Below are 13321 nucleotides of genomic sequence, written 5' to 3' on the forward strand. Positions count from 1 at the left end.
GGCTGCCGAATGAAGAAAAAAGGCGCTCTGCGACCTATTTTCAAGCGCTGCATCGACACGTGTTGCACCGATGGAGGCATGCGGGATTTTTTCCTTTTCGATCTCGACGCTCCGGTTCACTCACCGTAATTCCGCAGTCACCCTGAAAATGCCGCCGGCCGAAGCGTCCGAGCAGACGACGAAGGTCGAGCCCTCCTGCGCCATGAAGGCGACATTGCCGCCGGCCTCGCAGGGGGTGGCGCTCCATTGCAGGATGATGTCGCCATTGTCGGGCAGTTTTTCCGTCGCGAGCTTCGTCGCACTGGCCATCCACTCGGTTGCCGACGGCAGGTGAACGGGCGTGTTCAGCTGCTTCGACAACCAGGCAGTATAGGTCTGAGCCACGGCAAGCGGCACGTCGTCGGCCGGCTGCTGCGGATTGTCGCTGTATGCCTGCGCTGAGGCGGGATCGGAATTGGCGGTGTAATATGCCGCCATCTCGGCGCGAGTGACGGCCTTCGCCTGCATGCAGAAGGATTTTTCGACTTTGACGGCGCCATTGGCAACGCCGAGCATGCCGCCAAGCTCTTTCATCGAAGCGGTCATCAGCCGCACATTGTCGAGCGAATAGCTTCCCGCCGGCACAGTCTCGAAGGCCAGGGTCGGCGAAACCGGGCAGAAGCCGCGCGCCGACAGCGCCTCGAGATCGGCAAGGATCGGTTTGTAGGCGACCACCGCTATTTTATAGGCCTCGGCGCTATATCGGCCATCGGCCTCGCTGATCTTCGGCGCGAGTGATACAAGCGTCGGATCGGCTGCACCGGCGCGCGTCGTGATCGAGGCGTTGAGATCGGCGACCTTTTGCTTTAGCGCCGTCGCCTCGTCCTTCGACGCCATGACGTCGGCGATGATGGCGGCAAGGAGTTTGGCGGCGTCGCCATAGCCTGATGTCGCCGCCGGCATCTGCCATTGTTCAGCCTTGGCCTTTGCCTCGGTCATCAACCCGCTCGCCTTGGCGACATCCGGACTATCGCCGGCGCCGATGCGATTGACCGTCTCGCGCTTCGCCGCCGCGTCTTTTTCGGCCGCCGTCAGCGCCGTGAGTGCCTTGGCGAGATCGTTAAAACCGGTCTTCGATGCGTCGTAGCCGTCGACGGCCGCATGCATTTGCTTGGCCGTAGCGCTGTCGGCAGCAGCCTTCATCTTGGCATCGGCGTCGGCAAAAGCCGGCGCCTTGTCGCCGCCGGCAGTCGAAGCGGCGGCTTTCGCCTTTTCGGCGTTCTCCTTTGAGATGGCGATCAGCGCATTGCCGAGATTGATCGCGGCAGACTGGTAACCCGGAAGGGCCTTTTCGTAGTCTTCATCCTTCAGCAGGGCATCGGCAGAGGTCAGTGCCGAGGCGCCGGTGTCATAGGAGAGCTTCGCCTGGTCACTGGCCGGCCGCTCCGGCGCCTTGGCGGCGATCGCCTGCTGTTTGCGGCTTTCGGCCTCCTTCTTCCAGACGCCGACATCGGCAACGAGTTTCGGATCCGGGCGCAGCAGCTTCGGAATAGTGACGACGCCGACGCCGATGCAGATCAACAGCAGGGCTGCGATCATGGAGATTTTGACAGGCGTCCACTTTTTCGGTTTCGGCGCCTCCTGTTGCTGCTGCATGCCGCCGCGCGGATCCCACGACATCGGCTGGATGCCGGTCGTCACCCTTGTGTATTCGCCGAGCGCATCGGCGCCGGTGCGCGGCCGCTGGGCCGGGTCGCGGCTCAGCATCCGCTCGATCAGGCTTGCCAGACCCTCGGGAAAGCCGGGGATCAGCACGTCGAGGCGGGGAAAGATGTTGGAAGGATCGAGATGGATGTTCTTCCAACTCTGCTCGCGCTGGTGTTCGTCTTCCCAGACCATGACGCTATCGAAGACGCTGTTATAGGTCTGCCGCGGCAGGAAAAGCTTGTAGGCGATCATGCCCATTGCGTAGATGTCGAGAGCTGATGAGGCGGAGAAGGTGCCGCTGGCATAGATCTCCGGCGCGCCGAATTCGGGCACATAGGGCGGGATGATGTGCTCGCCGATCTTCGAGATCAGGTGCAGGTTGCCGATCCGGACCGACAGGCCGGAATAATCCTCCGAGACGTAGATGCACTGGTCCGTCAGCGCGTTGTGGGCATAACCGGCGCCGTGCAGCGTCGCCAGGCCTTCGAGGATGTGGCGGCCGATCTCGGCGGCGCGCTCGTAGGCCACCATTTCGGTTTCGTCGAGATATTGGTGCAGCGTCTTCGACGGCCGTTTCTCGACGATATAAAAATTGTCGTCTTCCGGCGACGGCGGGATGAGGTCCTCGATTTCGACGAAGCGGCGGGCGGTCAGCGATTTGGCCTCGTTGATGGAGGTCCAGACCCGCTCGAAACGCGCCTTGTCCAATTTTAACGCCACATCGGGGGCGACGATAAAGACCGCATGGTCCATCCGCTTGTCCTGGGCGGGATAGACGATGAACTCGTTCTCATAGACCGGCTCGCCGATCGTGTAGCGGGCGATCAGATCACTTCTCATGCACGTGTCCCCCTGCAATCATTGGCATTTCTATTCGCCGGCCATGCTCTGACTCTTTCATGCAGAACAGGATTCAGATTTCAGGCCAATCGGCCTTCAATCATCCTGTTCCAGAAGCGGATCGCCGATCAGGCCGGCGGCCAGCAGCAGGCCGCTTTTCGTATCGCGAAGTGCGAAGGCAAAACGGGCATCGGCGACGACGCGAACGAGCTTGGGATCGATGCTGCGTTCTGTGATCGCTGCCGTGGCTGCCGCCGCCTCCGTGCCGTTTTCGTCAACCTTGATCATCGTCTTCTGAAGAACGCGCGACAAGCGAATGTTTTCCTTGGTGAAACCCGGGAAGGTGGCATGCTTGGCCTTTTCGGGCGTCAGTCCCATCGCATTCAGTATCGGCATCAAATCACGCCCGTCGTTCAGGGAAAAGCGGGGCAGGAAGATTTCACCCTTGGCCGCTTCGAATTTTTCGCCCTGCAGCCAGGAGGTAAGCGCCTTCAGGTCGGCGCCGGCGACACCTTTGCCGGAGCGCGCCGCCACCACGACCATGCTGTAGCTTTCGCCGGCATAAGCAAGGTCGACGGCGGCAAATTTATCGTCGAAGCGGAATTTCTGCCCATCGCCGGCAAGATGCATCATCGGCACCGAAATCGTCGAACCGTCCGGCCGCTGAAAGGGGCTCGCCGGGCTTTCCCGCTCGAAAGAGGTCTTCCAACGCGCCTTGAAGGACAGCGCGCCGAGGCTGACGAAACCGCCGCCGGGCGGCGCGTCGAGCATGACGGGAATGGCGCCGCGCGTCGTCTCTTTGACCCAGAGGTTGATGTGCTCGACCGATGCCGGTCCGTCGAGATCCTCGATCGAGGGCTTGATGCGGTGGGTGGCGAGCATCGAGAGCGCGTCGGGGACGAGCACCAGCTTATCGTCGAAGACGATCGCAACAGCCGTCGCCAAAGACGCATCCGCGGCGGCCGGCTTCTCCTGTGACATCGCGTCAAGCACCGTCTCCGGCCCCTTCACCTCGCTGCCGAAGCCGAGGCCTTTGGCGATTGCGGCCTTGCCTTCGGCGGAGGCGCCGAGGCTGGCAAGGCCGAGGGCTGCTGCAAGGCTTGCCGGCGACACCATGATATTAGCCGCACCCTCCTTTGCCAGCGTGCGGTCGATCAGCTCGGCGGCGAGCCCGGCCTGGGCGGCGAGCATCGATTTGCCGTCGCCGGAGTTGTCGGCATGGGCGGCTGAGGCGAGCGTCAGCAGGGAAGCGGCAAGACCCGCCAGCAGCGTGGATTTCGGCATGCTTCCCTCCTCTTCAGCGGATGCGATAGAATTTGGAATCGAACGACCATTTGCCTTGGCCGCCAGTCTCGTCGTCGCCGACGATCCTCAGGCTGCGGGCGAGGTCGTAGACATAGTTGAAGGCGGCGCGCTGGCCGACCAGCGGGGTCGGCACATCCGGCAGGTCGAGCACTTCGATCGGCTTGTCGCTGAGGATGGCGACGACCATGCCGACGCCGGAAGGTCCCTCCACCACATATTCGAAGCCGGTATAGGGATTGCGCGCATCGGGCACGACGACCGGCCGGGCCGGATCGAGCCGGTTGTCGCCGCTCTTGGCTGATGGTTTCAGCCCCATCGAGCGCTTGTTCGGGTAAAGCTGCGTCAGCTTGCCGGAGGCATCGATATCGACCAGGATCAGATAGCCGGACTTCTTGGTCGACACCCGCATCGCCACCTTGTCGCCGATGCCGACCGAGGTGCCAGGCAACACGTCGACGGCAACGCCGGCCTCATTGTCGCTTTTCAGCGTGTTCTCGACGGCGGCGAGCGGGGTTTTTGCCTCCTCGCCGGTGATGACATCGCGGCCGAGCGCATCCGGCTGGCCATAAAACTGTGGGACCGGCGTGAAGCGGCAATCGTCGGCATGGGTTCGGCAATATTCGTCGGATTTGCGCCGGACATAATCAAGCAGGGCGGCATTGCTGACATTCGGCTTGTCGGCGGCGCGCGCCACGCCATCCTCAACGCCTTCGATGAAGCGGCGGGTGAAGACGCCGCCCGGCGGCTTGGCCTCGCGGTCGACGAGCGCCCATTGGCCTGAATTGACCGCCGACCAGACCATGGCGTTTTCGCCGCCGAACGAGAATTTCGCTTCCGTGCCTGATTTGTTCGGCGGTTCGAGCGCAGCCAGCGCCGGACCGAGGCAACGGACGTTGCCGCCGCTTGGCGCCGCCACCGCGCTGCGGCTGCCCGGCCCGACATGGCAGGCATCGATCAGCAGCGTGACGCGGCGGTCCTTGAGGCTGTTCAGCCGTGCGGCGATTTCGGTTTCGCGGATCTGATTGGTGACCGTTACCTTGCCGGCCTCGCGCACCAGCTTGGCGTCGGCTGCAACAAGCGTCGGGCTGGTCGTCGCCTCGGCGCCCATTTCCTCGGAACCTTGCCCACTGAAATAAAGGAAGACCCGGCTTCCAGGTGTCGACTGGCGCACCAGCCAGTCGTCGATTTCGGCAAGGATCGCCTCGCGGCTGGCCTTGCGGTTGGTCAGCGTGTGGATCTGTTCCGGGCGGTAGGCGAGCGTCTTCACGAGGAAGAGCTGCATCGACTTCACATCGCTGGCAGAACCGGTCAGTTTCGCCTCGCGCATCTCATAATCGTCGATGCCGATCAGCAGCACGCGGTCGCCGGGAGAGCTTTCGATCGCGGGCGCCTGAGCAACGGGTGTTTGGGCAGCAGGCGTCTGGACCACAGGCGGCTGGACGGCGGGTGTCTGGACTGCAGGCGGCTGGGCGGCGGGTTCGCCGGTGGGGGCGTCTGGCGTTTCGGTCGTGGCGGCAGGCGCGCTATCGCCGGCGGGAGGGGTGGTGATGGCGAGGTTGGCGAGTTTCTGGCCGGACTGTCTCAGCTTCGTCCCAGCGCCGGCGCTGGTGGTGGTCGAGGCGACCTGATCGCCGGCGGCTGAAGCTTCGACATTCGGCACATCGCCCTCGGTCTTGGCGGCGATCCAGTCGCGGAAGGCGGCGACGCGGGTATAGACGCCGTAATGTTTAGCCTCGGCGCAGCCGGCACCCCAGCTGACGATGCCGAGCTGGATCCAGCTCTTGTCGGGGCGCTGCGCAACCAGCGGGCCGCCGCTGTCGCCCTGGCAGGCATCCTTGCCGCCTTCGGCATAACCGGCGCAGACATTGCGCTCGTCGATCGGGTTCATCCGCATCGAGCTGTCGCGATAGGCGGCGCGGCAATCCTCGCGCGGAACGATCGGCAGCTCGACTTCCTGCAGCTCGGTCGGCAGGTATTTGTCGTCCCAGCCGTGATCGGCCTTGGTATAACCCCAGCCTGTGACGACAGCCATGTGACCGGCGGCCTCGACCTCGTCATCCCCCGCCGAGGCGAGGACTGCAGGCCTGGAGACGGCGGGTTCGGCAAGCTTGATCAGGGCGATGTCGTTGGCAAAGACCTTGCGGTCGAAATCCTCATGGATGACCACGTCTTCGACGGCAAGGCCGGGTTTATCCGGTCCGTCGACGGATATGACCTTGTCGATCTTCGACTTGCCCTCGACGATCAACAGGTCGCGGGCGAACAGATCCTGCTTGCCGGAGCGGCCGCTGGTGACGCAATGGGCGGCGGTCAAGATCCAGCGCGGCGCAATCAGCGAGCCGCCGCAATGGCCGCCGAAGCGACCGCGCTGTTCGGGATCGGGCGCCAGGATCTTGACCTGCCAGGGCCATTCGCCCTTCTTCGCAGCCTGGCCGCCGATGACACGGCCGCCATCCTCGCCGGCGAAATCGGTATCCTGCTGGCCCAGCGCAGGCGCAGCCAGGAGCAGCATGACGGAGGCAATAGTCAGGACCTTGCTGATCGACGCGCTCATAGCTTGGCTCCGGCGGAGGTATAGAGGACCGTAAATCCGAGGCGGGCGCCCTCGGGCAGGAATTCGCCGAGCCGCCTGGCGATGTTGCCGGCGGTGCGGCGCCTGTCGTTCTGTTTCAGGAACTCGACGAGCTCGGGCATTGGCTTTTCCGAGGTGACGGCAACCAAGAGATCGGTGCCGAACGGGGCGACGACGGAAAGATCGAGATCGAAGCTCGCCGGCATCTGCGCATCGCCATCCTTCTCGCCGGGATAGAGGAACTGCACGGTGCCATCGCCGGTGACGTCGAAGAGCACCAGCTTGCGGCCCGCTAGATCGGAAATCGCGACGCCGACACGCTCGCCCTCGCGATGGACGGTGTCGGACGGGGTGACGCGCACGGTCTGCGGATTAACCTCCGACAGCCGCTTCAGCGTGTCGAGCGCGGCCATCCGGTCGACGACGAAAGGCATGTCGCCGGCACCGATGCCGGAGGCGACGACATCGCCGCCGGCAATCGCCTCGCGCTTTTCCGGATCGAAGACAATGTCGGCATTCGCACCCTCTGTCAGCTTGAACGGCGTGATGGCCGGTCCAATGCCCTGCAGCACCGGTGCGGCGCCGAGGGCGGCAACGCCGATCGGCGCGGGCTCGGCGGGCGGCGGAGTGCTTGATTTCGCTACTTCTGTCGTCGTTCCCGCCCCTTCGTAATGGTAGACCACCGCGCGGTCGAGATCGGTTCCCGGCGGGCTTTCGGTAAAAATGTTCTGTCGCTGATCGGTGAACTGATAGACCGACTGGCGCACATATTCGAAGAGTTCGCGGCGGCTGACGGCGCCGTCGCCGTTGCGGTCGGCCGCCCCTTCGAAGGCGCGGGCGGTGGCATAACTCAGCGCGCCGCGTTTCTGCGGAATGCCGGGAATGGATATCTCCGGCGATTTGGTGTTGTCGTCGACGGCGGCGAGGAAGGTCAGCCGTTTGAAATCGAAGCCGGTGGAAAGCGCATCCGCCGTCGTCGAGATCGGCGCGAGATCGTCCTCCTCGATCGTATAGGACGGCGCCTGGCGCCAGGTGATCGCGGCGCCGCGCGGATCGACATCGCGGGTCAGGCCGCCGGCATGGCAGGTATCGGCGATGAAGACGACATCGGCGCCCTTGGCCTCGAGGTTGCGGATCAGCACCTTGAATTCGTCGCCGAAGATGCGTTCGCGCGATCCCGGCAGCCGGGTATCGAAGCCGGCGAGCACATAGACCTCGTCGCGGCCGCTCGGCTTCGAGCCCTTGACGCGCTCCGGCTCGCTCGACCCGTGGCCGGCGATGCCGAGCACGACGAGATCGCCGGCCCCTGCCCGCTCGGTGACGGCTTCGATCGCATGGAAGATGCCCTCGCGGTCGGCCTCGCCGTTCTTCAGCAGCGTCATGTCCTCGACGCCGACCGAGCGCAGCGAAAGCGAAAGATCCTCGGCATCGGCGACGGCGCCATGCAGCGGTGGAACGTTGCGGTAGAGGTCGATGCCGATCAGCACGGCTCGGACGGCGCCGCGATCGGGCGCTTCGATCGTCCTTGCCAGGCTGTTGGTGGCCGCCAGGCTGAGGAGGGCAAATGCGGCGGCCATGGAAACGGATGCGGACATGGCCAAACTCCCCTCGCCCCGGCTATTCGCGGCGCCATTCGACGCGGCGGTTCAGCGCATCGACATCGTCTTCGGTGAGGTTTGCGGTTGCCGTCACATCCACCGGCTCGGAGGCGCCACGGCCTTCAGCGTCGATCGAAGCGTCGATGCCGTGGCTCTTGAGGAAATCGGCGACGGCTTGGGCACGGCGCTCGGACAGCTTCTGATTATAATCGTCACCGCCGCGCCGGTCGGTGTGGCCGATCAGGATGACGCGGCCGGGCTTCTGCTCCTTCAGGGCTTCGAGCAATTCCTGGGCGGCCTCGGTGCCGATCGAGGTGAAGCTCGACTTGTTGAAGTCGAAGGTGATCGGCACGGGAATGGAGACCGGCACGATGCCGCGGACATTCTCGGAATAGATGCCGCCGAGCACACCGCTGCGGTGATCCTTCTCGGCCGGCACGAAGCTGCCTTGGGGATTGTCGCTCGTCGGGTTGGCGGCAAGGATGCGGGCCTGGGCGGCACGCTGGATCAGATCGGAGATCGTGTCTGCCGGCGGCGCCTTCGGCGTGCGGGTCTCGTTCTTGATGATCTCGATCGCCTGCTGGTAATCGGCGGCGGCATCGGCGAAGCGGCGGGCGGAGAAATAGATCTCGCCGAGCGTGGCGGAGGCCTGCCAGAGCACCTGCGGGCTATCGGCGGCGACAAGCAGCGGTTCGTAATCGGTGACCGGCTGGTTGGCGGCCATCATTTCCTGGGCAGCGGCAAGCCTGAGGGCTGCAACGCGGCGCTGGGCATTCACCTGGAACTGGCCGCAATCGGCGCTGACGGCGATCGTATCGGCCTCAGTCGCGGCGGCTGTGATATCCTTGGCGGCAACGGCGGTGTTGAGCTTGTCGAGAAGCGCGGTGCAGGCAGGCGTATCGGCGTTCGCGACCTCGATCTCTTCGCCGGCCTGGCTGGGTTCGGCCGAGCGGCCGAGGTTCAGCTGCGGCATCTTGATGCTGAAACCGCCGGGAAGCTTGAACTGCGGCATCTTGAGCTGCGGCATCGGCAGTTTCGGCATCGTGGTCTGCGACGATTGGGCCGGCTGCTTATACTGCTTTGGCTGTGTGTATTGGGTCGGCCGGGTGGACGAGGTGGTGTCGGCGGGGCCGATCAATTGCAGCTCATCGGCGGCAAGCTCCTGGCCGGGCGCCAGATTGGTGACGATCTTGTATTTCTTCGGCGGCTGTTGTGCGGCCTGCTCGACCGGCTTCGGCGCCACAGGCTTTGGGGCAGCCTTCGGTTTTTCCACCACCGTTTCCGGCTTCTTGGCGACTTCCTGTTTGATCACCGGCTTCGGTTTCGGTGCAACGGGCGGCTTTGCCGCCTGTTCGACCGGTGCGGGTTTTGCTGCGGGGGCAGCTGCAACAGGTGGTGCGGCAGGGGTCGGCAGCGCCGCCGGGCTGTCGACCGTCGTCAGCATCAGCGTCTTGCTGCTGATCTTGGTGCCGAGGCTGCGGGCTTCTTCAAGGCTGCGCGAAACGGCATCCATGCCGCCGTCAACCGAGCGGAACATGCCGCTGCCGCTGCCGCCGAGATCGGCGAAGATGTTCAGCGGCTTGGAAGAATAGAAGACCTTGATCTGCTCCTGTCCCACAGGGCCGGACACCTGCAGCCGGGCGCCGCTGGCCGGATCCGGCACCTGCACGCGCTTGCCGGCCCCGACTAGGGCGTCGGTCTGATACTTGTTGGGAAAAAGCTTTACGACGGAGCCGTTCGGCGAGACGTTCAGCACCGTGACATAGCTATTCTCGGTCGATTGAATGAACAGGCCGACAACTTCGCCGATGGCGTATTTGGCCTCGGCGCGATCGAAGGTGATGCTGACAGGCCCGGTCTGTGCCGGCGCTTCGGTCAGTGTGCGTTCGTTCTGCGCCTCGACGGCGGGAACCACCGAAAAGAACGAAAGAAAGGTGGCGGCGGCCAGGATGGCTTTGCGGTTGAGCATTGGAAAACCTCCTCTTCGAACAATCTCACACTGTGTTGAAGATGAGAATAGCACCGACCGGCGAAATTGGGATGGCTTTGCCTGTCTTGCTTGAGGGAGGGTTACAAATTATTTGGAACCTGCAAGAAACCGTCCCGAAAAAGCCGTGAGCAAGACTCGGGATCGGCAATATTCGCCGTCCGATGTCGTCTTTTCCACTTCGGAATTGCGCTTAGTTCTTGGGTTTCTGTCCAGCTGATTTCAAAATCGAGATCAGGTCGCTCATGCCCTCGGGCGAGGAATTGTAGAGCCAGAGAATATCCGGATTGTCGACCGTCAATTCCTTGCCGGGCACCGAGCCCATGTCGCGCCCTGGCGAGGTCGCATCCGGCAGCTTGGTTTGACCGGGTGTCAGCCCCTTCTCGCGTTCGTGCTCGGCAATGATCGCGGTCGCCGCGGCAAAGGCCTTTCCGTCATGCTGGCGGAGTGCCGCAAGCGAAGGGTTGCGCGCCGCCAGCGCATCCTCGGCCGGGCCGGCATGGGCGAGTTCAGGCATCTGCAGCACTATGAGGAGGCCGATCGACAGGGTTATGAGCCGGAATTTCGTCATCGTCGTCACATCCGTCTTATGGGCGCCACTGCGCGCGACCAGTGCTTGGATAACTGGCATCCCGACAATAGGCAGAGGCCGGAAAGATGGCAACGGCGCTCAGTGCCAATCGATTGGGAGGGGCGAAATTGGCTGGCTAGAGGATCTTCAACTGCTGTAGGCCGAGGCGGAGATCCCGCAGCATCTCGCCGAAGATCTCCTCGATCTGTCCTGTGGACCAGACGACCATGGTGCCGTAGGGCGAGCGCTTGCGCTGCATGAAGCCGGCCGTCTCGAAATCGATCAGCGTCTTGCGGCAGGTCTCGCTCGACATCACCGCCACCAGAAAACGGGCGAGGTTGGACTGGTCGATCGCGCCTGGTTTATCGGCCCAGTTCTGGATCAGCCGCGGCTTGGTGTCGGCGGTGAACATCGAGGCGAGCGCCCGATCCTGCGACAGCCCGAGCCGCTGAAGCTTGGCCGGATCGCGGGTGAGCGACACCACGTAATCATTGTGCAGATCGGCGAAGCGCTCGATATCTTCAGCCGTGTTGATGCCGAACACTTTCATCGAATAGAGGAACTCGGCCATCAGATAGGTCGGCTCGGAGCGCAGCTGCGCCAGATGTTTGTCGTCGGTGCTTTGCGAGGCCGCGCAGACGCGATCGGAGAAGCCTATCCGGGCGGCGCGCACCTGCTCCAGCAAGCTTATGTCGAGCGCCAGTTCGTCACCATTCCATTCCAGCATAAGCATTTCCCGCCGGCAAATCTTCGAGACGATGATCTTGTACTATCGCCGGCGCCGATCTCCAAATCGTTTGGAAAGCAACAGCTTGCTGACGAGGCGCATCTATCTTACCATTTCGAAGACTTGACGGTCACAGAGGGCCGAGCCGGCCTGACATCGTCCTGTTCGGGGGTCGAGGACATGCGTAGTTTTGGGTCGCATATTCTGATTGCCGCGGCACTTGCGGTCGCTTCGCCGGTTTTTGCCAAAGACCCGGTTTTAGCCAAAGACCCAGTTTTTGCCAAAGACACTGTGATGATCGAGCTTCGCAGCGGCGACGGCGGCCGCTCGGTCGGCATCATTTCCGCCAGCGAAGAAGTCGAGGCATCCGGTCCGGCGGCGATCACCGTCGGCGACGACGGCACCATCTATATTCTCGACCAGAATAACGGCCGCGTGCTCGCTGTCGACGCCGAACGCTCGCAGGCTGAGCCCGAAATCCTGCCTTTGCCGGAAAATGCGACGCCCGAAGATCTCGCCGTCGTCCACAACGAACTCTACCTCTGGTCGGACGGCGTCGTGCCGCTCGAGCGCTCCACCGAGGCCGACGGAAGGTCGCAGACGCTGCGCGCCGTCGATGGCGGCGATGCCGACGATTACACCCGTTCGGTCTTCGCCTCGATGGGCTCGGTGCCGCCGGGTCCGCTGAACAGCATAGTCGACGAGATCGGCCGCAGCACCAGCCGGCCCGAGGCCCGCCCGCCGGTCATTCAATATGTGCCGAGCCGCGGGCTCGGCGATATCGTTGCCGAGGTCTCGGCTGCAAACGACAAGGCCGAAATCCTGCTGCGGCGCAGCAGCTCGGAGGAGAATTTCCTGTCGCTGCCGCTGACCTCGGAGACAAGGATCGGCACCGTCGAACTTCTCGACATCGACACGACGGGCAGGCCCTATGCGCTGGTCGAACTGGTGCCGGCCGACCGGCCGGAGCGCACCGGCATGCTGGTGGTGCGCTTCACGCCGAACGGGGCGATGGACCGGGTCTACGACCTGCCGATCGACCCCGGTACGGTGTTTTCGAGACGCTTCGTGGCGATCGGCCCGCGCGGCGATGTGCTCTATTTAAGATCGCAGGAAAGCCGGGCGCAGGTGCTGCGGCTCGACGGCCGCGACCCTGGCGGCAAGCTTGCCGTCGCCCGGCCGGCAAAGCAGCCGAATGCCGGCAAGCCGGGCAAGGGGCCGAAGGTGGCGATCGTGCCGAAGTCTCGCAGCGACGTCATCGAGCGGGCGATCGGCTTCGAGACGCTGAACTGGCTGGTCACATCGACCGCCTATGGCAAGGATCCAGGCCCCGGCTGCATCAACATGAACCGGCTGCGCCGGCCGATCTATCTGATCGGCAAGCAGGGACAGACGGTCAAGGGCGTTCCCTATTGCTGGGGCTGCAAGACGCGGCTCGAGGATTTTATGGACGGCGTCGAGAAGGGCCAGACCGCCGGCAATGTCTGCACCAAGAGCGCGCCGCAATCCAACATCCTCGGCGTCGATTGCTCCGGCTTCGTCAGCGACGCCTGGGGCCTGAAGATGCATGTCTCGACGCGTGCCATTCCCGATATCACCAAGCGCGTCTCCGACCCCTGGTCGATGCGGCCGGGCGACGCGTTGAACAAGCCCGGCTCGCATGTGCTGCTGTTCATGCGCTTCACCGACGACCGCAAGGTTGAGGTGATGGAGGCGTCGCCAAACGCCTGCAAGGGCCGCGTCTGCCGCAACACCTATTCGCTCGGCAGCCTGTTGATGCGCGGCTACCAACCGGTGCGCTTCAAGGGGCTGGATGGGTGAAAGGCCTCATGCCGGCTGTAACAGGACGGGAAAAGCGATCGTCCCGTCGCGACCATTTGAGCGGCCACCTCCTCGATTTCTTCAGTGGCACCGAGAGAACTGCTTCAAATTCTAATTCTTGACGATGGATACAGTGCCGGCTGTTCGATTCTCATCAAGGCGGCGATCGATCGATTGATTCGTCTGCGGTTTTGCTCCCATCTGCGATTTCGGG

At 63.5% G+C, this 13321-nt stretch carries 8 protein-coding genes and 1 pseudogene; 2 read left to right on the forward strand and 7 right to left on the reverse strand.

Going from position 1 to position 13321, the window contains the following annotated elements:
• Window positions 1-120: 120 nt before the first annotated feature.
• The 7 genes from J3O30_RS28620 to J3O30_RS28650 form a co-directional block, all read right to left on the reverse strand.
• Window positions 121-2526 (reverse strand): serine/threonine protein kinase, encoded by a 2406-nt coding sequence (locus J3O30_RS28620; protein ID WP_207585361.1) that lies wholly within the window; start codon window positions 2524-2526, stop codon window positions 121-123.
• Window positions 2527-2622: 96 nt separating this feature from the next.
• A complete protein-coding gene (locus J3O30_RS28625) occupies window positions 2623-3810 on the reverse strand; it encodes a serpin family protein (protein ID WP_207585362.1) in 1188 nt (395 codons plus the stop codon).
• Window positions 3811-3823: 13 nt separating this feature from the next.
• Entirely contained in the window at window positions 3824-6385 is a 2562-nt protein-coding gene (locus tag J3O30_RS28630; RefSeq protein WP_207585363.1) for a trypsin-like serine protease, read from the reverse strand.
• On the reverse strand, window positions 6382-7998 hold the full coding sequence (locus J3O30_RS28635) for a caspase family protein (RefSeq protein WP_207585364.1): 1617 nt from the start codon (window positions 7996-7998) through the stop codon (window positions 6382-6384). Before J3O30_RS28635 ends, J3O30_RS28630 begins: the two co-directional genes overlap by 4 nt.
• Window positions 7999-8020: 22 nt before the next feature.
• Window positions 8021-9970 (reverse strand): DUF4384 domain-containing protein, encoded by a 1950-nt coding sequence (locus J3O30_RS28640; protein ID WP_207585365.1) that lies wholly within the window; start codon window positions 9968-9970, stop codon window positions 8021-8023.
• A gap of 211 nt (window positions 9971-10181) precedes the next feature.
• Window positions 10182-10559, reverse strand: coding sequence for a hypothetical protein (locus J3O30_RS28645; protein ID WP_207585366.1), 378 nt, complete (start codon window positions 10557-10559; stop codon window positions 10182-10184).
• Window positions 10560-10695: 136 nt separating this feature from the next.
• Entirely contained in the window at window positions 10696-11286 is a 591-nt protein-coding gene (locus J3O30_RS28650) for a hypothetical protein (RefSeq protein WP_207585367.1), read from the reverse strand.
• Window positions 11287-11466: 180 nt separating this feature from the next.
• Here J3O30_RS28650 and J3O30_RS28655 point away from each other — a divergent pair, with 180 nt between their 5' ends.
• Both J3O30_RS28655 and J3O30_RS33425 read left to right on the forward strand, forming a co-directional pair.
• Window positions 11467-13107: a hypothetical protein gene (locus J3O30_RS28655; protein ID WP_207585368.1), complete on the forward strand. Its 1641-nt coding sequence runs from the start codon at window positions 11467-11469 to the stop codon at window positions 13105-13107.
• A 19-nt stretch (window positions 13108-13126) separates the two neighbouring features.
• Window positions 13127-13222, forward strand: a pseudogene (locus tag J3O30_RS33425) (restriction endonuclease); the annotation flags it as partial.
• Window positions 13223-13321: the final 99 nt, after the last annotated feature.

The sequence above is a fragment of the Rhizobium sp. NZLR1 genome, assembly GCF_017357385.1.
In the GTDB taxonomy this organism is placed as follows: Bacteria; Pseudomonadota; Alphaproteobacteria; order Rhizobiales; family Rhizobiaceae; genus Rhizobium.

Bases quoted from the DNA above. Each gene is read 5' to 3' on its own strand.
- J3O30_RS28650 (WP_207585367.1), bottom strand. From the start codon at position 11,286: ATGCTGGAATGGAATGGTGACGAACTGGCGCTCGACATAAGCTTGCTG.
- J3O30_RS28635 (WP_207585364.1), bottom strand. From the start codon at position 7,998: ATGTCCGCATCCGTTTCCATGGCCGCCGCATTTGCCCTCCTCAGCCTG.
- J3O30_RS28645 (WP_207585366.1), bottom strand. From the start codon at position 10,559: ATGACGAAATTCCGGCTCATAACCCTGTCGATCGGCCTCCTCATAGTG.
- J3O30_RS28620 (WP_207585361.1), bottom strand. From the start codon at position 2,526: ATGAGAAGTGATCTGATCGCCCGCTACACGATCGGCGAGCCGGTCTAT.
- J3O30_RS28640 (WP_207585365.1), bottom strand. From the start codon at position 9,970: ATGCTCAACCGCAAAGCCATCCTGGCCGCCGCCACCTTTCTTTCGTTC.
- J3O30_RS28655 (WP_207585368.1), top strand. From the start codon at position 11,467: ATGCGTAGTTTTGGGTCGCATATTCTGATTGCCGCGGCACTTGCGGTC.
- J3O30_RS28625 (WP_207585362.1), bottom strand. From the start codon at position 3,810: ATGCCGAAATCCACGCTGCTGGCGGGTCTTGCCGCTTCCCTGCTGACG.
- J3O30_RS28630 (WP_207585363.1), bottom strand. From the start codon at position 6,385: ATGAGCGCGTCGATCAGCAAGGTCCTGACTATTGCCTCCGTCATGCTG.